This is a genomic window from Thalassotalea hakodatensis, from assembly GCF_030295995.1.
Classification (GTDB): domain Bacteria; phylum Pseudomonadota; class Gammaproteobacteria; order Enterobacterales; family Alteromonadaceae; genus Thalassotalea_C; species Thalassotalea_C hakodatensis.
In genome coordinates this window covers 1323325-1342981 of sequence record NZ_AP027365.1, presented here as the reverse complement: position 1 = coordinate 1342981, position 19657 = coordinate 1323325, and the positions used below count along the sequence as shown (strand labels likewise).

Sequence of the window (19657 nt, the reverse complement as noted above, 5' to 3'; positions counted from 1 at the left end):
TTTCAATAATTTTAATTCTTACAATTTTTATAAAAATGGTGACCAAGCAGGTGATTTCACTTCGCCATTAAGCGCAGGTAATCGTGCTTTAAATCTACCATCTAATGAGACTAAGCTCAAAACTTGTCGGTTATTATGTAATGTACTGTAGATGATCATACCACCATTAGGTGCGATACTTGGTGATTCATCTAATCGAGTTCGCGTTAACACTTGGAAGGTTCCCGTATCCAAATCTTGCTTTGCCAAATGATATTGGCCACGTGTGCGATTTACCATTACAAGTTGACGACCGTCAGGAGATAATGAGCCACCAAGGTTCATTTCACCATCAAAAGTGAGTCGCCTTACTTTTCCGTTCACTAAATTTACGCGATATAGCTGCGCTTTTCCACCCCGTTCTGAACTAAATATCAATGAATTACCATCAGGTGTCCAACTTGGCTCCGTATCAATAGCACGATGACGGGTAATTCTGCGTAGTTTTTTAGTGGCTACATCCATCACATAAAGCTCTGGATTACCGTCTTTCGACAATACCATCGCCATTTTCTTACCGTCAGGCGACCAACGAGGAGCACTGTTGATCCCATTGAATGAAGCAATTAATTTACGTTTACCTGTATAAATATCAATAGAATAGATTTGAGCCTGATGATTAAGGAAAGTCACATAAGCTAATTGATTGCCAGAAGGATCCCAAGACGGTGACATCAATGGCTCCTTTGAACTTAACAACGTATGTTCGTTAAAACCATCGTAATCAGATATCACTAATTGATACGGATAATCACCTTGGTCTCTTACAATCACGAAAGCTATCTTGGTTAAAAATGCACCACGAGTACCCGTTAATGTTTGGTAAATTTTATTACTAATTCGATGAGAGTAGCGTCGAAATTGGCTTGAGCTTATTTCAACACTACTTTCCGCTAAAATGTGATCAGTACTTTTTACAAGCTTGCCACCGCTTAACATTTGCGTTTTACCGTCAGTAATTTGGCCACGCACTACATCGACTAAATGAAAGGTCACTTGATAACGCCCTAAGCCAGTTGACGATATTTTGCCAACAACAACATTTTCTACACCAATATTTGCCCAAGCTGCATAATCAACATCTTCAACTTTATTAGGAAACTGCGGAAAATTTGTGGGTGATATAGGACTGAATTTACCACTACGTAGTAAATCATCACTGACAATTTGAGTGATGTTTTCAGGCAATTGACCAGGCCCATCATAGGTAAAAGGTAATATTGCGATAGGACGCGCACCGTCCACCCCTTCGGTTATCACTATTTCTAATGAACCGGCAAATGTTCGCGTTGTAATTAACAACACGCATAAAGAAATAAATATTCTGAGTTTTTTCATAAGATATCAAATTGCTTTTTTTAAGGTTAATTAAAACTCTGGCACCACAGTTAAACTGATCGAACGCATTTTTTCAAACACTTCCGGATCTTTTGATACAGGCAAGGTACCCGCTTTCTTAACTGCATTACGTGCCGCATCACATACTATACGGTCACCGCCCTGTCTTGACACATCAATTACAAAGCCTGATGCCGCCAAGGTAATATTCAGCTTACACGACTTACCTTCCATCGTTGCTTGATCTGTTAATAAGTTACTTTGAATGATGTGTGTGATCAATGCTGTATAACGGTCAAGCTCTGAGGTTACTCGCTGTTGGCGAGCTTGCGCTCTTGCTGCCATTTCTTGCGCCATTTGTTCTGCTAGTTGACGCTCTTGCTCTTCGCGCTCTTTTTTAGCTCTGCGTTTTCTTTCAGCTTCTTGGCGTTTACGTTTTTCTTCTTCAGCTTTTTTCTTTCGCTTAGCTTCTGCTTCTCGACGTCTTTTCTCATCTGCCGCTTTTTTCTTTTTCGCTAACGCTGATTTTCGTAACTCTTCTTCTCTTTTGCGTTTGGCTTGCTCTTGTTTACGTTTTTTCGCAAGCGCCGCATTACGAATGCGATCTTTTCTTGCTTTATCTTCGGCAGCTTTTTTACGTTTTTGCGCTAAATCTTTTTCACGAATTTTATTTAACTGCTTTTCTATCGTTTTCTTTTCAACAACAACGGCTTTAATTGGCTTTGGTGGCGCAATAGCATGACTTGCTGTAGGTGTTGGTTTTGCTAACGAAGAAAAATCAGCAAACAATAACACTAAGGCAATAATAATATGCGCAGAAAAGCTAATTACTAACGCTTTTACAAATGGTCCTTGCACGCGTTAGTTCTCCTCGAGAGAGTCAGTCATCAACCCAACCGAAGGTACACCCGCTTCTTTTTGTAATAACACCATTAGTTGAATGACGGCATCATATGACACAGCGCCATCACCATTGACCACAACAGGTGTTTCAGGGGCTTTAGCAAGGTGTGATTTTACTAAGGTTGCTACCTCTTCAGCAGATAACTGCTGATTTTTACTCGTGCCTATTGCTAAATAATAATTACCTTCCGCATCTACTGACGCTACCAATGGCGGTTTAGAGTCTTCATCTAAAGGTTCAGCATCCGCTTTGGGTAAATCTACTTTTACCCCTTGCGTAATTAATGGTGCCGTAACCATAAAGATAATAAGCAATACCAACATTACATCAATATAAGGTACAACGTTTATTTCGGCGACTTTTTTACGTCTAACACGACTGTACATATAAAATCTCCTTCGCGATTACTGAGCCGCAGATGATTGACGCTGTAATATACTTGAAAACTCTTCCATGAAATTCGCGTATCTATTTTCAAGCTTTTCAACACTATGAGTAAAACGGTTATATGCCATTACGGCAGGAATTGCTGCAAATAAGCCCATGGCTGTCGCTATTAAAGCTTCGGCGATGCCCGGTGCAACCATCGCAAGTGTCGCTTGTTGTACTGCACCTAGAGCAATAAACGAATTCATGATACCCCATACCGTACCAAATAAACCGATGTATGGACTAATAGAACCAACGGTTGCCATGAAAGGTAAATGTGTTTCTAACGTATCAACTTCTCTTGAAAGCGCAACACGCATAGCTCTATGCGTACCGTCAACAACAGCCTGAGGCGTATTAATATTACTTTTTCTGATCCGTGCAAACTCTTTAAAGCCCGCTACAAATAAACTTTCAATACCTTTTATTTGTTGATTTGCAGTGACTTCGGCATATAAACGGCTTAAATCAGCTCCGCTCCAAAACTTGTCTTCAAATTCTTCTAATTGCTGAGTGGCTTCTACAAGAACTTTACGACGTTGAAAAATCATCGCCCAAGAAACAACCGAAAAGCCAAGTAAAATTAACATTACTGTTTTCACGAGCAAACTTGCTTCCAAAAACAAATCCAAAATTGAAAGTTCAGCTGACACTTTTTAACGCTCCTAAAATATTATTGGGTATGGCACATGGTTTTACATGGATAAGATCAACATAGGCAACCACAACTTTAATACGACACATGCACAGTTGTTGTTCATTAAACACGTGTTGAATAAAACTAACACTTGCGCGTTTAAGTTGTTCAATTGTGGTAATAACCGTTAGCAAATCATCTAATTTAGCGGGCGCTAAGTTATCCATTTCAAGCTTTCTGACCACAAAGCCCGCACTTTGTTCTAAAAAAGTTGATTGGCTAATACCAAGCTTTCTTAACCATTCTGTACGAGCACGTTCACAAAAATTCAAATAATTTGCATGATAAACATTTCCGCCAGCATCGGTATCTTCATAAAACACTCTAATTTGAAAATGGTCTTCAACTGTTTGCATTAATGAAAGTATGGCTTGTTCAGGTTTTTATATGCTAGGTATAGTAATAGAAAATGATAGATGCAAACAACCCCTACAACGTACGTTTTGTAAGAATTTACAAATAAATTACATCTTTTGTTAGCGTTGATAATTACGCTGAAAGTAGCCAAGGCTAATTCAGCCCCTTACTCATTAGTTTTTCTAATGAAAAAGATAAATTTATTTCGTTTGTTTTAGATCAATGTTTTATCTAAAATACACATGTTTTCTGAGCTAGCGCACTGATAAACTTCTTTTACCCCTAGGGTTTATCATTAGCCAGTGAATTTTTAGATTAGATAGTTTGCTATCTTATCTCTCTGACATGTTTCCTGGAATACCATATTCCTTCTAGCAACTTGAGAAATTAAGTTGGCCCGCTTCCCTTAAGCGGGCTTTTTTTTGTCCAAAAAATCAGCTGATACAATAAATAACCTGAGCTCAGGATAACACTTACTTTCTAGCAGTTGTGTTTCCTTATTACTGCGTTAACTTTATTTGCAATAGACAAGTTATACCAATTCTCATAAAGATTAAGTCAGTTCAGAGCGATGTCAGAGGTGGGAGAATAAGCGAAACGTGTGCAGGTATAGTTGTTCTACATCAAACACGTTTTGCGCAATTATCGCGCCTCTAACACGCTCCCAAAAGGCGAGTTTAAACGCTTCATAGCCTGTGTTATTAATTTTGAAAAGGACGCTACAAGGATGTAGCTTATTAGAGAACGCAGGAGCACGTTCTCCTGAATAACCATTCTCTGCAATCAACGCCGTGCCTCTAAAGCGTTTAATTCTCGCTGAATGACCGAATATTTATGCGAATTGGTATTATTACCGCACAAATTTGCCTTGCACTAAGAAAAAACTCCGTGCTAGAACTGTGTGATATATAAAAAGCTTACCGTTTCAGTTGATTAGCTAACTTCTTATCCCAAGCCAGGTTAAATACACTGAGACTCGTTTAAATTATGGTGCTTTAGGAGCTATAGAAAAATGTTGGTATGCTTTGTCGGTAACAATACGCCCACGCGGGGTACGTTGCAGAAAGCCTTGCTGAATTAAAAAAGGTTCAAGTACATCTTCAATTGTTTCGCGTTCTTCACCTATGGCTGCAGCAACGTTATCTAAACCAACAGGGCCACCATTAAACTTATCAATAATTGCTTCTAATAATTTACGATCCATTATATCGAAGCCTTCATTATCTACTTCAAGCATAGTAAGGGCTTGATGTGCTATACCTTGATCAACTTGGCCTTGTGTTTTAACATCGGCGTAATCACGAACTCGGCGTAGTAATCTATTAGCAATTCGCGGTGTGCCACGCGAGCGCTTCGCTACTTCAAACGCTCCTTCGTTATCAATGTTTAAATTTAAGAAATGTGCAGAACGATTAACAATATCTGTTAAATCTTGATTATTATAAAACTCTAACCGTTGAACAATACCGAACCTGTCTCTTAATGGTGAAGTTAAGGCACCTGCTCTGGTAGTTGCACCAATTAACGTAAAAGGCGGTAAATCAAGTTTGATAGATCTCGCCGCAGGCCCCTCACCAATCATAATATCTAGTTGGTAATCTTCCATGGCGGGGTACAATACTTCTTCAACCACAGGGCTTAACCGATGTATTTCATCAATAAATAATACATCGTTTTCTTCTAAATTAGTAAGCAACGCAGCTAAGTCGCCTGCTTTTTCTAACACAGGACCTGACGTGGTGCGAATATTCACACCCATTTCATTTGCTACAATATTGGCAAGCGTTGTTTTACCTAAACCTGGCGGGCCAAAAATGAGCAGGTGATCAAGTGCTTCTTCACGGTTTCTAGCAGCCTGAATGAAAATTTCCATCTGCGCTTTTACATGCGCTTGCCCCGTATAATCATTAAGTAATTTCGGACGTATGGCTCGGTCAATGCCTTCATCTTCTTTCGTTGCCACCGGTTGTATCAAGCGATCTGCTTCTATCATGCTGCTTCTCTTTATAACATTGATTTTAATGCATCACGTATGATGGCTTCGCTATCCATACCCTGCTGATGAACTGCTTTTACCGCTTTACTCGCTTGCCCATTTGTATAACCAAGTGAAACTAGCGCATTGATTGCATCGCCTTTAGTATCAGGTGCATCTGAAGCTCTAGTTGAAATATTATCTGCGGTTAATGAGAAGCTAGTAGTGTCTGTATCAGTATGCCAATCTTTTAATTTGTCACGCATTTCTATCAGCAAGCGCTCTGCAGTTTTTTTACCAACACCAGGTATTTTAACAATGGTCGATAGATCATCATGGGCGACACAACTAACAAATTGCTCAGCAGACATACCCGATAAAATTGCCAAAGCTAATTTAGGGCCAACACCATTAATTTTAATGAGTAATCTAAAAAGCTTACGTTCAGTTTTATTCGCAAAACCATAGAGTAATTGCGCATCTTCACGGACAACGAAATGCGTAAAAATTGTCGCTTGCTGCTCATGCTCTGGCAAGGCATAAATGCTGGTCATCGGCATAGTAACCTCATAACCTACTCCTGCACATTCAATCAATATTTCAGGAGGAATTTTTTCAATTAATGTTCCACGCAAACGCCCTATCACTACAGCAATCCTATTTAACTAATGTTCTATTTAAATTCATAAATCTTAGTCGCAAACCTTATCACTATATATTTATACAGTAAAGTGTTATCTTAATCTTCTACGTACCGTTTTCGTCGCCTGGCCAGACAATTTGCTTATTGAGTCATGACTGTGGGCATGGCATAGCGCAACCGCTAACGCATCTGCTGCATCGGCTTGTGGTGTAGCGGGCAGCTTTAGAATCGACTTAACCATATGCTGAACTTGCATTTTATCTGCACCGCCAGTGCCAACGACGGATTGTTTAATTTGCCTTGCAGAATATTCGGCAATTTTTAGCTCTGCACTTGTTGCTGCCACAATTGCAGCGCCTCTTGCTTGGCCAAGTTTTAACGCCGAATCTGGGTTTTTAGCCATAAACACTTGCTCTATCGCAAACATCGTGGGTTGAAATTGTAATATTATTTCGCTAACCCCCGCATAAATCGTTTGTAAACGATCACCTAAGTCATCGCCAGCAGCAATGGCTTTAATACAGCCGCTTCCAAGATAAGTTATTGTACGACCTTGCTGTTCGATCACACCGTATCCCGTAAAGCGTGAACCAGGATCAATTCCTAATATAATCGCCAATGTTATTCCTAACCCGTTTGCTTATAGTAAGCACGATTTACATAAAAAATGCAGTTAAAGTATGACTTTAACTGCATCATTTGCTTTCGTCATTTAATACTTAATAATTAAGCTATTCGCCAGCTTTTTCGTCAGCCACTTGAACAACCGTTTGAATGCCTAATTCTTTCAATTGTTCTGGATTTGCTTGACCCGGAGCATTAGTTAAAGGACATGCTGCAGTTGTCGTTTTTGGAAATGCCATTACATCACGAATCGAACTTGCCCCTGTCATTAACATCACTAAACGATCTAAACCAAACGCTAAACCAGCGTGAGGTGGCGCACCATATTGTAGGGCTTCAAGTAAGAATCCAAATTTTTCTTTTGCTTCGTCATCACTAATACCAAGAATACGAAATACGGCTGCTTGCATTTTTTGATCATGTATACGCACCGAACCACCACCAAGCTCACAGCCATTTAACACCATATCGTAGGCATTTGAAAGCGCACCAATTGGGTTAGCTTCTAATTCTTCAGGTGTTAAATTAGTAGGTGCTGTAAATGGATGATGCAAAGCATGTAAACTGCCTTCGGCTTCTTCAAACATAGGGAAGTCAACAACCCATAATGGTTTCCACTCGTCTGTAGTTAAACCAAGTTCTTCACCAAGTTTCAAACGTAGTGCGCCTAATGACTCAGTAACCACATTGTAGCTATCTGAACCGAAGAAAATAATATCGCCAGTTTCTGCGTTTGCTCGTTCGAGCAATGCAGTTACGGCGTCTTCAGATAGAAACTTAAGAATTGGTGACTGCAAACCTTCAAGGCCAGCAGCTTTATCATTAACTTTTAACCAAGGCATGCCTTTAGCGCCGTAAATACCGACAAACTTAGTCAGTTCATCAATATTTTTACGAGAAAACTTACTTGCGCCCTCAGGTACGCGTATAACCGCAACACGACCTTTGTCATCATTCGCTGGGCCAGAAAACACTTTAAATTCTACCTCTTTTAAAATGTCTGCTACGTCAACGATTTCGAGTGGATTACGTAAATCTGGTTTATCTGAACCAAAACGTTGCATTGCTTCGCTGTATGGCATACGTGGGAATTCACCAAGATCGACATCAAGCAATTGTAAAAACAACTCACGAATCATGCGTTCAGTAACTTCCATCACTTGGTCGGCAGTCATAAACGATGTTTCAATATCAATTTGCGTAAATTCTGGTTGGCGATCTGCACGTAAGTCTTCATCACGGAAACACTTTACGATTTGATAATAACGTTCCATTCCCGACATCATCAGCAATTGCTTAAACAATTGTGGTGATTGAGGTAATGCAAAAAAACTGCCTTTATGTGTGCGACTTGGTACTAAATAGTCACGCGCTCCTTCTGGCGTAGCCGCAGTTAAAATAGGCGTTTCAATATCCATGAAGCCTTGAGACTCTAGAGATTGACGTACCGCTGCAGTCACTTTTGCTCTAAAACGTAAACGTTCTGTCATTTCTGGACGGCGTAAATCTAAATAACGATATTTAAGACGATTTTCTTCAGAGTTTTCTTGATTAGAGTCAAGTGGTAATGGCGCTGAACGGTTAAGAATATTGACGTCTAGGCCTAGTACTTCGATGGCACCGGTCGCCATATCTTTATTAATTTGTCCTTCAGGACGTGCGCGTACTTTACCTTTCACTTGAATACAGAATTCATTTCGTAAGGTATTTGCTTTCTCAAGCACTTCCTGCAAGTCAGGATCATAAACAACTTGCACGATACCTTCGCGATCTCGTAAGTCTAAAAAGATCACCGCACCTAAGTCACGACGACGATTTACCCACCCACAAAGAGTAACTTCTTGACCAATATGAGATTCATTTACCTCACCACAATACAGCGTACGCATATAGTTAAATCCTGAATTTTTGAACTTTAGTTACCGCAATACCGATAACCATTTTTACGGAAAAAATTGCCGCCAATTATATAGATTTACGCGTGAATGTCACTTAATTATCCGTGTTAAAAATATAATGATTTTTACCCGCAGCTTTTACGCGGTACATCAACGTATCCGCGACTTTGAGTAAATCACTTTCAGATTCACCATCGGTTGGAAACATCGCAATACCAATACTACAACCAATTCGCACTTCACCAACAGATAACTCAAAGGGTTGCTGCACTGACTTCAATACTTTTTCAGCAATAAAAGCCGCTTCATTTTTATGGTGTAAACCCGTCAATAATAAGACAAATTCATCTCCGCCGAACCTAACCACAGTATCTGACTTACGCACGCAACCCGATAGTTTATCGGCAACCAGTATTAATAACTCATCACCAACATCATGCCCATGGGTATCATTGATTGTTTTAAAGCCGTCAAGGTCAATAAATAAGACTGCCATGGTTCTATCTTGCCTACGGTGATAGTTAATGCCATGGTTTATTCGATCTTTTAACAGTAGGCGATTCGGCAAGTCTGTAAGCTCATCATGCGTCGCCATATGTTTCATTTTCTCCTCTAGGGCTTTACGTATTTTTACTTCTCTATAGAGTCTTCTATTCCATAAAATAAAGGCGATGATCACGATCACAATAATCGCACCTATTTGTAACGACACTCGTAATACCACACTTTTATCAAGCCCGGTTTCAATATTAATTTCAAACCAGCGCTCATATATTTGTTTTTTCTCAGCTGGCGTTATAGTTGCTAAACCTTTATTGATAATACTACGTAAGATTGGCCAATCTTTACGGATCGCATAGTTATTTTCATCGATGTTTAAATCTTCAAGAACAGACATGGATAAGGTGACCAAACTGTCTCTTCGAATTAATTCAGACGCCGATGCGATATTTTCTGCAAAGCCATCCACAATGCCATTTTGCACAGCAAGTAGTCCTTCTTCATGATTATCAACCAATCGTAAAGAAATAGTAGGATGCTCCTTTCGAATTTTTTCAATAAGGTGGTAACCTTTAACAATGGCTAGTTCTCGCCCATAGAAATCTTCTATTTGTTGCCTTTCACCTTGCTGCTTCTGATGAATGATCACCCAAGGCATATCCCAGTAGGAGTCTGTAAATATAATATGTTTTCTACGTTCTGGAGTTTCTGTTGCACTTGCGACAATATCAATTTTTTGTTGTTTTAGCGCCTCAAGCATCTGTTGCCAGTTATCGAAAACTTCATAGGTAAAGTTAAGTCCTGTTCGTTGCTCAACAAGGGTGTTAATATCAATATTAATCCCCTGAACTTGGCCATTTTCATCTATAAACTCAACCGGCACCCAGTTTTTATTAATCCCCATACGTATTTTGTTTTGCTGAGATAACCAACTGTCTTCTTCTTTACTTAATTGCGCTCGTTGTTTATTTAGCTTGAAGTAGCCTTTGCTGTCTTTGTTTAACCATCGGCGTTCAAGTTTAATTAATTCTTCCTCTGGAATAAGTTCAAAACCATTTTTAATGATCTCTATTAACCGATTATTCTTTTTCGATGTAACCGCATAAATATTGGCGCCTAATAAAGAGTCTGGTAATGCATAAAAGTCATGCTGTACGTTCGCTACTTGTAATCGGGCTTCCATAATGTCTTTCACGCCGATTATGCCATCAATTTCGCCCTTTTCAGCTTGTTGAATCATGGTTTTAAAGTCTTGATAAAAGGTCAGTTCATTTTCTGGAAATAATAATCGTATGTTTTCTACATTCGGTATTATTTGAAAAACACCCAGTTTTTTTCCGGCTAAATCAGCTGAAGTGGCAGGCCTTTTATTGTTAATATGCACATAACATTTGATATCAGCTTGGTATACTTGCATCGCGGTACGTAGTTCTGGGTACATGGTTAAGTTGCCACGAGTAAAGCTCAAATCTGGAAAACCTATATGAATATCCGCACCGCCACTGGTGAGCATTTCGCTGGCGTTTTCAAATGACTGTGGAACGAACTCAATAATTTGGCCAGTATATTCAGACCATAAACGCCACATATCGATAAATAACCCTTGTGGTTCTCCGGAAGAGGAAACCGTCATAAAAGGTGCGAATTCAGGAGAAAAAAGTAACACTATGTTGTTTGTTTTTTTATCAATACCCAGCCATTTCTTCTCAATGCCTGAACGCTCTTCACGGGAAATTTTCCTCATTCCCTGTTCAATAAAGTTAAGTAATTGAGAATTACCTTTTTTCACTGCCGATGCATAACCACCTTGATGAAACAACAATCGTTTATAAGCTGGAAATAGTTGACTCAATTCCCGATATTTAGGGTAGTTATTTGAAATTCTATCAATGTTTGCAAAAGCCGCTATTTCACCTTTTAACGCAGCATTAAATACATCAAAACGGTTATCGTAAAACTTCAGCACTAATTCAGGGTATTGTTCAGTGATAAAATCAACATAGCTTGAATGACGAACCACACCAATAGTAAACGGTTTTAAGCTATCAATTTCACGAACATGGTAATCGCGATGTATATAGATATAATTTTTTTGCTGAAAAAAATCACTGGTAAAATCATACTCTTTTGCACGAAGTCGTGTTTTTGAAAGCCCGCCATGAATATCAATAGAGCCGTTATCAACTTGTGATAATGTTTCTGACCAAGTCATTAGGCGAAAAACAACATCAACTTGTTGCTTTTCTCCCCACATACGCCATAAGTCAACGGTTAGGCCCGCCGCTTCACCTTGATTATTTTGAAAGTGATACGGGTAAGAGGTTTTATTTACCGCGATTGTGATCACACGGTCATTAAATGAAGCGGCAAAAACAATTTCATTTTTAACAATAAATAAACCCAGTAAAAGCCAGCATAAAAATGTGTAATACCTCAACAAATTTTAGCTCCTATCTATTAGCTAATGCTTTTTCGTGTGAAAAACTTCGAAGATGTCCAAAGAGTTTATCGTATTCAAGTTCATTCATTTGCGTTTTTAAGTTAAAATAATCACAGTTTTTTAGATTACCATTTAAAAGTAACATGACACCGTCAAAACCTGATCTTATTTTTTCTCACAAGCAGCGCCAAGTAAAAGATTTTGCTTTCGATGCGCACGTTGTCGAAGTATTCCCCGATATGATATCTCGTTCCGTACCGGGATATCATACTATTATTGATACAATTGGCCAATTTAGCCAACAATATGTGACTGAAAGCACTAATATTTACGACCTTGGCTGCTCTTTAGGTGCGGCCACTTTAGCAATGCGCCAAGGAATAAAAACTAAAGGCTGTCGCATTATTGGCGTAGATAATTCAGCTGCGATGGTGGATAGGTGTCGTAGACACGTACTTGCCTTTAAAGGGGAAACTCCTGTAGAAATTATCGAAGATGATGTACTTGCGATAAACATTGAAAATGCTTCTATGGTAGTGCTTAATTTCACCCTGCAATTTATTGATCCAGACAAACGAGCTCAACTAATACAAACCATTTTTGATGGTTTAACCCCGGGTGGCATATTAGTTATCTCAGATAAATTTATTCATCCTGACAATGCCTGTAACCAAACGCTCATTGACTTACACCATGACTTTAAGCGCGCCAATGGGTATAGCGATCTTGAAATTGCGCAAAAGCGTACTGCACTTGAAAATGTAATGAAGCCAGATTCTTTAGAAGATCACCATCTTCGACTTGCCAACACAGGCTTTTCACAAAGTAGCACATGGTTTCAGTGCTACAATTTCTTTTCACTGTTCGCGATTAAATAAGTTACGTTTATGAATTATTTTGCCTCTTTTTACCAACAAATAGCCATTAATAAATTAGCGCCCTGGCTTACTTCACTGCCCCAGCAACTTGCACGTTGGCAAAAAGAACAATTGCATGGTGAGTTTTCTCATTGGCAAAAAACACTTGAAGCACTTCCTAACACATCACCTTCGATTATCGATTTTAGTTCGCAAGTCAAGATTGGTGAAAAGAGTGATATCAATGAAGGCGAATATAAACGAGCAGAAAATTTATTAAAAAAATTAAAACCGTGGCGCAAAGGTCCGTATCATCTTCATGGTTTGCATATTGACACTGAATGGCGTAGCGACTTTAAATGGGATCGCCTATACCCTCACATCAGTAATTTACAAGATAAATATGTGCTTGATATCGGCTGTGGCAGTGGTTACCACTTATGGAGAATGAAAGGATCAGGTGCAAAATTTGTCGTTGGCATTGATCCAACACAACTGTTTTTCATGCAGTTTCAAGCTATTCAGCATTTTGCTAAAGATACTTCGGTGAACCTTTTACCCCTAGGCGTTGAAGATTTACCTGAATTAGCAGCCTTTGATACGGTATTTGCAATGGGTGTTTTATATCATAGACGTTCACCTATCGATTTTTTATATCAATTAAAAGCACAATTGGTAAAAGGCGGTGAATTAGTGTTAGAAACCTTAATTGTTGATGGTGATGAAAATACCGTACTAGTACCCGGAGAACGTTACGCGAAAATGCGCAATGTCTGGTTTTTACCCAGTGCAAAAGCAATGTGTGCGTGGTTAGAGCGATGTGGTTTTAGTAACGTTAGAGTGGTAAATGCCGATATTACTACCGTAGAAGAACAACGTAAAACCGATTGGATTGATACAGAATCGTTACAAGACTTTCTTGACCCTAACGATAATAGCAAAACCATCGAAGGTTACCCTGCTCCCAAACGCGCGATTTTTATTGCTAATAAATAAACAAATTGATCAATGTTAGTGGATACATTGAAATACGATAACAATTGCAACATTCCATTTATTTTATTGAATATATTGGTTAATTATTTTTTGATATCTGCCATTTTTTCGCATCGTATCAATACTTTTATCAAAATCATCGCGTAATTTTTCAGACTTAAAAGCAGCTGAAAAAGTACTTTTTTCAAAAAGGTAATGTACTTTATGCGGTTTAACTAACAGGTCATTACTGAAGTGTTTTAGATAATAATTAAAAATAGCAATGTCTATGATGATCACTTCAGCGCGTCGTAAAAATAGCATTTCAACTTGCTTTTTTTGGTCAGGTATTTCTCTGTAATCAATAACATAATCAATGGCTGAATTATAATCTTGATCTAAATATCTTTTAGCATTTTGAAACGCAACAACCACTTTATTTGTTAACCCTTCCACGCTATTAAACATAAAGTTATTTTCAGCTAAGCTAATCGCTACATTTTGGTAATTAACATAAGGCTTAGATAAATATAATGCTGGGTATTGATAATCAGGCCGAACGTTTAAAATCACATCGGCATTAAGACGTTGAAAAGCAGTAATATTTCGTCCACCTGGGGCATGATAAAACTCAACATCAATATTGTAATGCGCTAAAGCCTCTCGCATCAATTCTAATTGTAGGCCTTTACCATTTTCTTCAATAATAAAAGGTGGTTTAGGTAAGCTTGCAATAACTGACACTTTTTTAGCGGAAACACCCATAGAACATAAAAAGCTAAAGGATAATACAGCAACACTTACCCAATGTTTAATTCGCATTCCAACTCCCAAATAAAAACCACATACTATCATCAAAAATTGAGTTTACATTACCGCGTAAATATGACAGAAAAATTTCGACAATGTTGTACCAATATATCGCTATATCGACATGAAACTCGTTTAATTGAACAAATTACTCCGTCATTATCAACAATAAAGACACCCGTAGTATAAACTAAAATGTGTTTTACAAGTAAATGAAAGACTTAAAGCCTTTTAACGATAACAAAACGTTGCCAACGCTCAAGTTACATGTACATAATACCAATTCGCATAAAGATTAAGTCAGTTCAGAGCGTTTAATTCTCGCTGAATGACCGAATATTTATGCGAATTGGTATAATAAGCTAATTTTCAGAGTTTTATCAAACAATTAGACAAAGGCTATGTATGAATGATATCTGGTCAGAACGACAATTTTCTTCCGTAGTTAAACGCCGTCACGATCACCGAAGCCCATTTCAACGTGATCGTGCACGTATTTTACATTCTGCTGCTTTTCGTCGCTTACAATGCAAAACTCAAGTCATTGGCAGTGGCCAAAGTGACTTTTATCGAACCCGTCTTACTCACTCTTTAGAAGCCGCACAAATAGGCTCGGGTATCAGTGCACAGTTACGGGCAAAGTATCCAGCATTAGCTGAACAGCTATTCCCGCGGGAAGACAGTTTAATTGAAGCATTGTGCTTAGCACATGATATTGGTCACCCACGCTTCGGAACAAAACACCACAAACGTATTTATTTTGGAGGTTTGTAACTCTAACACCTTAATTATAAAGGTAAAGGGGAAGAATCAACACATACATTTTATTACATACGTATTATTATTGTCAAGTTTAATTAGATAAATCATCCAGACTAGCCAAACAATTTTGTTCAAAAAGTTCCATAAAAATACTTACCTCAGGCATATCTTTCTTATAAGTGTCTACTTTCAAAGATAAACGTCTTTTAACAGAGACAAATTCTGGGTTATGAAATTTTAGTTCATCGCATGCTTTAAAGTAAGCAGTAAGAACATCGGCTGCTTTTACTAACTTCTTATACTCTTTATCTACCTGCTTTTGTATAACTAGCTCTTTGAATAGCGGTTGCAACTTTTCAGGTAAGGAATTCAAACACTCTATCTCAGCTAAATCTTCTATTTTTTTAAATTCCTCTGTTAACGCGGGTGAACTGTACTTGGTAACATGGTTTATATCTTGAAGTTTTGTTTCTGAAACTTCGTGATATAAGGCGATAGTGGCAGCTTTTTCAGGACTTATATGACCATCACAATAAACATTTTTAATCGTTGCTAATAAATGTGCAATTACGGCTACCTGATGACTATGCTCAGCTACATTCTCTTCCTTCACTAAATGCATAGGAGACCAGCGTTTAATAAGGTTCATTCGAAGTATCCACGCTAAAAATGAACTATTTTTCACAAAAACCACCTCTTAATAAAACTAATGTTATTTTTTATTTGACTATTGAAAATACAATTTCAATGACTCAAAAAGTTTCCTGCTAAAGGATGCGCTATAAATAAATTTCCTCCCCACTTGATTCATCAAGTGGAATATTTCCATATATTGTAATGTTATAGGGTTATTGATTTACTCTGCTCAATGATTTTCTTTATCCGACTAATTGTTCTGTGAACGGTAGGACGACTCACTTTATATTTTCTTGCTAAAGCAGAAATAGACTCCCCATTTAATTTTGCATTAAATAACTCTCTAGCTTGCTGATCTTTAAGTGCGGGCATTCTCCCCAAGTGTTTTCCTTTTGCTTTTGCTTCAGCTCTGCCTTCGGCTGTTCTCGCTTTTATTAGGTCACGCTCTAGTTGAGCGAATACGCCACATAGATTAATCATTGCGTTTGAAAAAGGATTGTCGTTACTCGTATTTAATGATCCATCGATGATATTCAAGCAAGCGCCTTTTCTATGAATATTGTCTATTGAGTCCAATATTGTTTTTAATGAACGTCCAAGCCGATCTAGTCGAGTAACAATTACTTCATCACCTTCTCTAATGAAATCGATAAGCTCTTTAAGCTTTTCATCATTTTTTATTGATGTACCTGATTGCTTACCTTTGAAAACTTTCTCACAGCCAAAATCTGATAATTTAGAAAGTTGCACTTCTAAATCTTGCTCATTTGTAGAGACTCTAGCAAAACCTACTTTCATTTTATCTAGATTCTGCTAGCTCTAATGACTTAGCAAGCTGATATTCGTCTTCTGTTTGAATACCGTAAATATCCCCACGATGAATATCATAAAAAGAAGCGAAGTCAGGAATATCAGAAATAATATTTTGCCCCCACTTTGCTTTGTGAATGATATTTGATCTACTTAGTTGTCTAATCAAATCATGTGCCGCAGTACTAATCGATACTTCTTCAAGCACCTCACTGGAATCTTGGCCGTATGCACATATATGAATAACACGACCCTCTTCTACCAGAACCCTGAAAGGATCTGTAAGTAACTCTTTTATTTGTTCAAAAGATAATTTTCTTATTTCTGCTTCATTCGTCATCTTCATGCACCAAAGTTATAACTTTCGTACACCCTAACCAACAGGCGAACGAAAGTCAATATAATTACTTTCGTACATGCACGAAATTAACTGACTACTTTCGAGCGCTGTTGACATAAATTCAGTCTAATTACCTACACTTATTTATCAGCCTGCAAATTATAAATCTTTGCAATCAACCATCCTGTAATTCCCGCCAGTGCAGCCCATAATATGCCGCCAAATAGGACCCCAAATATAGACATATGCCAGCCCATACTTTTCCAGTCTGTATGCAACATATTGCCAGTCATATCTGACATCATATCAGGCATAGCCATCACAAAAATTGAACAAACAACCCAGACAATGCCAAAGGCAGCGGCGCAAGCTAATGCAAAAGCTTTTTCATTAAGTTTCATCATTCTCTCCTGTGGTGGCTTTCGCCACCACTTTATTAGTCTTCAAGTTCCACCATATCTTTCGCTGCGATGTCACCAGATATTAGTTTTACCGTCGCGAAGTGATCATTTACAATTTTAGTAATTTGTACCGTTCCCACTTTTTCAATAGTGTACGGATCATCACCTTCACCCGGCGCAATTTCCTCATGGAATCTAATAACACTGTATTTTTGTCCAACCTCTGCACCATGTTTGGCACCAATACAAATCAGAGTTCGATCAGTAGACTGCTCAACCACTTGGCCCCTCATCATATTTTTGTGATAAAACGCAGTATTCGAACAGCCTGCTAAAAAGATACCGGATACAACAAGCAAAAGAATTTTCATATTGGATGTTTTCATCATTTTTTCCTCATCTAACTTATTAACTGAGCAAGCTCTTTGGAAGCTTACTTATTTTTCCGGCTTGCACCCGGAGGAACTTTGTGACAACTCCACGGTTTATGAGCAGCGTTGTCTTTAACATTCTGATCAACAAATTTGTAGTAACTTTCTTTAGTGTGCGTCCACCAATCATCATGAACATCGGCACCATGTTTGCGAATAACTTCCTCAATCCCATCAAGGTTTATATTTGCCGCATCATATGCTAGGTGTATTTCACCTTCTTTGATGTTGTAACTGACTTCATCTATACCAAAAAGCTGATCAATTTTTTTTACTAACTCGTCACAGTTTTCTTCTGTGACATTACTTAGTCTTAAATTTCGAACAACTAAATTCTGCTCTCTAACGCCAACTCTATGATCTAAATCGCTCATAATTTATCTCCTAATGTGAGTGCGAGTGTTGTTGTTTTTTGTCTTTCATTTCTGCCATTTTGTATTTCATTTGTGGCATCATGTTTTCCATCATTTCCAGATGATGTTCAGCCATCTTGATTTGCTTATGCATTGGAATTGCTTCCATGTTTTTGTGCATGGATTGCATCATCTTCATCATTGAGCGGTGATGTTCAGCCATCATCTGCTTTTGCTTTTCAGGATCTTTTTCAGCTTTAATGGCATGGACTTCCTTTTTCATTTCCATCATTTTTGAATGCATTTTTCCCATGTTCTCATGCGACATTGCCATGCCTTGATGCATATCCGATTTGTTCGCACCTTCATGTTTATTCTCATTGTTTTGAGCAAATAAGCTTGTGGCCGCCAATAGTGAGCTGACAAATAAAATTGATTTAGTTAACGTTTTCATGATTTTTACCTTCTATGTTCTTATTAAAATTTGGAATCCAACTTGGTGTCGATTCCATATAGCTATGGTACTCCGAACCAAACTCGGCAATAGCTTGTGTCTCTTCGCGTTTCGCTAGCTTGACGTAAACAACGACTAAGATTGGAAACATCGCAAGTGTTGGGATGGTCGGCCACTGCAATAAAAAGCCGAACATGATTAGAATGAAAGCTACGTACTGTGGGTGGCGACACCTTGCATACCATCCAGTTGTAGCCAATTGATGATGTTTTTGCGCGTGATACAATACATTCCATGCTGAAGACAACATAAAGAAACCTGCAACAATAAACACCATACTCACTATATGAAATGGGTCCCAATGGGCATCACCTTGAAATCCAAAGAAAGTATGTAATAAATGCCCATTTTCATGCACAAAGAAATTTACTTCTGGATAGGTATCCGTCAGCCACCCCGACAGAAAATAGATAGTTAAAGGAAAGCCATACATTTCAGTAAATAGGGCAACAATAAAGGCAGAGAACGCGCTTAGACTTCTCCAATCAGTTGATGTTTTTGGTTTGACAAAACTAAAGGCAAAAAAGATAAAAATTGCTGAGTTCAGTATCACCATTGACCATAAGCCATAATCATATGTTTCATTCATCACTGCTCTCCTTTTTATGTGATTCCTTACGTGCCTTTTCTAACCCTTGTATGTAGCCATCGTGATAGGCTGCATTTTTATCCGTGAGTTCTTAAAAGCTCTCTTCCTTTTTTTCATCAGGCGCATGTGAATGATCGTGACCATGTTTACCATGACTGCCATGCATAAATACGTGCATCAAGGGGCATAGCAATAAAATCAAGTAGGGAAGAAATTGCAGCATATGTTGACCATGCTCAAGCACTAAGAAGTAGGTCACTGCGGCAATAAGTGCCAGTGCAGCCCAGCCTGTAGGTGTTGACCAAAAATTAGGGTGTTGATTTTTCATATTGCC

The 19657-nt window shown here is 38.3% G+C and carries 22 protein-coding genes and 1 pseudogene; 3 read left to right on the top strand and 20 right to left on the bottom strand.

What is annotated here, in order from left to right:
- Positions 1-27 precede the first annotated feature (27 nt).
- The 10 genes from tolB to QUE72_RS05860 all read right to left on the bottom strand — a co-directional run bounded on the left by tolB (position 28) and on the right by QUE72_RS05860 (position 11845).
- Entirely contained in the window at positions 28-1377 is a 1350-nt protein-coding gene (gene tolB / locus QUE72_RS05905; RefSeq protein WP_074500437.1) for a Tol-Pal system beta propeller repeat protein TolB, read from the bottom strand.
- A gap of 30 nt (positions 1378-1407) precedes the next feature.
- Complete coding sequence (tolA, locus tag QUE72_RS05900; RefSeq protein ID WP_286272158.1) at positions 1408-2235, bottom strand: cell envelope integrity protein TolA; 828 nt, start codon at positions 2233-2235, stop codon at positions 1408-1410.
- A gap of 3 nt (positions 2236-2238) precedes the next feature.
- The gene (gene tolR, locus QUE72_RS05895) at positions 2239-2667 is read right to left on the bottom strand and encodes a protein TolR (RefSeq protein WP_074500441.1); all 429 of its coding nucleotides are present in this window, start codon (positions 2665-2667) and stop codon (positions 2239-2241) included.
- Positions 2668-2685: 18 nt separating this feature from the next.
- Positions 2686-3363 (bottom strand): protein TolQ, encoded by a 678-nt coding sequence (gene tolQ / locus QUE72_RS05890; RefSeq protein WP_074500444.1) that lies wholly within the window; start codon positions 3361-3363, stop codon positions 2686-2688.
- The gene (ybgC, locus tag QUE72_RS05885) at positions 3353-3763 is read right to left on the bottom strand and encodes a tol-pal system-associated acyl-CoA thioesterase (RefSeq protein ID WP_074500446.1); all 411 of its coding nucleotides are present in this window, start codon (positions 3761-3763) and stop codon (positions 3353-3355) included. The genes tolQ and ybgC overlap by 11 nt, the downstream gene beginning before the upstream one ends.
- A 986-nt stretch (positions 3764-4749) precedes the next feature.
- Entirely contained in the window at positions 4750-5757 is a 1008-nt protein-coding gene (gene ruvB, locus QUE72_RS05880) for a Holliday junction branch migration DNA helicase RuvB (RefSeq protein WP_074495407.1), read from the bottom strand.
- Positions 5758-5768: 11 nt separating this feature from the next.
- Entirely contained in the window at positions 5769-6386 is a 618-nt protein-coding gene (gene ruvA / locus QUE72_RS05875; RefSeq protein WP_286272157.1) for a Holliday junction branch migration protein RuvA, read from the bottom strand.
- 87 nt (positions 6387-6473) lie between these two features.
- Positions 6474-7001 carry a crossover junction endodeoxyribonuclease RuvC gene (gene ruvC, locus QUE72_RS05870; RefSeq protein WP_286272156.1) on the bottom strand — a complete coding sequence of 176 codons (528 nt, stop codon included), beginning with the start codon at positions 6999-7001 and terminating at the stop codon, positions 6474-6476.
- A 112-nt stretch (positions 7002-7113) separates the two neighbouring features.
- On the bottom strand, positions 7114-8895 hold the full coding sequence (aspS, locus tag QUE72_RS05865) for an aspartate--tRNA ligase (protein WP_286272155.1): 1782 nt from the start codon (positions 8893-8895) through the stop codon (positions 7114-7116).
- A gap of 103 nt (positions 8896-8998) precedes the next feature.
- Entirely contained in the window at positions 8999-11845 is a 2847-nt protein-coding gene (locus QUE72_RS05860) for a transporter substrate-binding domain-containing protein (protein WP_286272154.1), read from the bottom strand.
- Between the two features lie 143 nt (positions 11846-11988).
- Between QUE72_RS05860 and cmoA the strand changes: the two genes are divergently transcribed.
- Both cmoA and cmoB read left to right on the top strand, forming a co-directional pair.
- Entirely contained in the window at positions 11989-12723 is a 735-nt protein-coding gene (cmoA, locus tag QUE72_RS05855) for a carboxy-S-adenosyl-L-methionine synthase CmoA (protein WP_286272152.1), read from the top strand.
- Positions 12724-12732: 9 nt separating this feature from the next.
- Positions 12733-13698, top strand: coding sequence for a tRNA 5-methoxyuridine(34)/uridine 5-oxyacetic acid(34) synthase CmoB (gene cmoB / locus QUE72_RS05850; RefSeq protein WP_286272150.1), 966 nt, complete (start codon positions 12733-12735; stop codon positions 13696-13698).
- Between the two features lie 63 nt (positions 13699-13761).
- Here the strand turns inward: cmoB and QUE72_RS05845 are convergent, their stop codons facing one another.
- On the bottom strand, positions 13762-14499 hold the full coding sequence (locus QUE72_RS05845) for a substrate-binding periplasmic protein (RefSeq protein ID WP_074495383.1): 738 nt from the start codon (positions 14497-14499) through the stop codon (positions 13762-13764).
- A gap of 393 nt (positions 14500-14892) precedes the next feature.
- On the opposite strand from QUE72_RS05845, the pseudogene QUE72_RS05840 reads away from it, so the two are divergent.
- Positions 14893-15222 (top strand): annotated as a pseudogene (locus QUE72_RS05840) (HD domain-containing protein); the annotation flags it as partial.
- Positions 15223-15340: 118 nt separating this feature from the next.
- On the opposite strand, the gene yfbR reads toward QUE72_RS05840, so the two are convergent.
- From yfbR to QUE72_RS05795, 9 genes are all read right to left on the bottom strand, one after another.
- Positions 15341-15934, bottom strand: a complete 594-nt coding sequence (yfbR, locus tag QUE72_RS05835) for a 5'-deoxynucleotidase (RefSeq protein ID WP_184425369.1) — start codon at positions 15932-15934, stop codon at positions 15341-15343.
- 155 nt (positions 15935-16089) lie between these two features.
- Positions 16090-16683: a recombinase family protein gene (locus tag QUE72_RS05830; protein WP_184425367.1), complete on the bottom strand. Its 594-nt coding sequence runs from the start codon at positions 16681-16683 to the stop codon at positions 16090-16092.
- A 1-nt stretch (position 16684) separates the two neighbouring features.
- Positions 16685-17041, bottom strand: coding sequence for a hypothetical protein (locus tag QUE72_RS05825; protein ID WP_286272145.1), 357 nt, complete (start codon positions 17039-17041; stop codon positions 16685-16687).
- A gap of 134 nt (positions 17042-17175) precedes the next feature.
- Positions 17176-17439 carry a DUF5676 family membrane protein gene (locus QUE72_RS05820; RefSeq protein WP_286272143.1) on the bottom strand — a complete coding sequence of 88 codons (264 nt, stop codon included), beginning with the start codon at positions 17437-17439 and terminating at the stop codon, positions 17176-17178.
- A gap of 32 nt (positions 17440-17471) precedes the next feature.
- On the bottom strand, positions 17472-17825 hold the full coding sequence (locus QUE72_RS05815; RefSeq protein WP_286272142.1) for a hypothetical protein: 354 nt from the start codon (positions 17823-17825) through the stop codon (positions 17472-17474).
- 44 nt (positions 17826-17869) lie between these two features.
- Positions 17870-18241, bottom strand: coding sequence for a hypothetical protein (locus QUE72_RS05810; protein ID WP_058405798.1), 372 nt, complete (start codon positions 18239-18241; stop codon positions 17870-17872).
- Positions 18242-18251: 10 nt separating this feature from the next.
- Positions 18252-18674 (bottom strand): hypothetical protein, encoded by a 423-nt coding sequence (locus QUE72_RS05805; protein ID WP_286272140.1) that lies wholly within the window; start codon positions 18672-18674, stop codon positions 18252-18254.
- Positions 18658-19323, bottom strand: coding sequence for a methyltransferase family protein (locus tag QUE72_RS05800; protein ID WP_286272139.1), 666 nt, complete (start codon positions 19321-19323; stop codon positions 18658-18660). Before QUE72_RS05800 ends, QUE72_RS05805 begins: the two co-directional genes overlap by 17 nt.
- Before the next feature lie 91 nt (positions 19324-19414).
- Positions 19415-19651 carry a DUF2933 domain-containing protein gene (locus QUE72_RS05795; protein ID WP_442452493.1) on the bottom strand — a complete coding sequence of 79 codons (237 nt, stop codon included), beginning with the start codon at positions 19649-19651 and terminating at the stop codon, positions 19415-19417.
- Between the last annotated feature and the right edge of the window lie 6 nt (positions 19652-19657).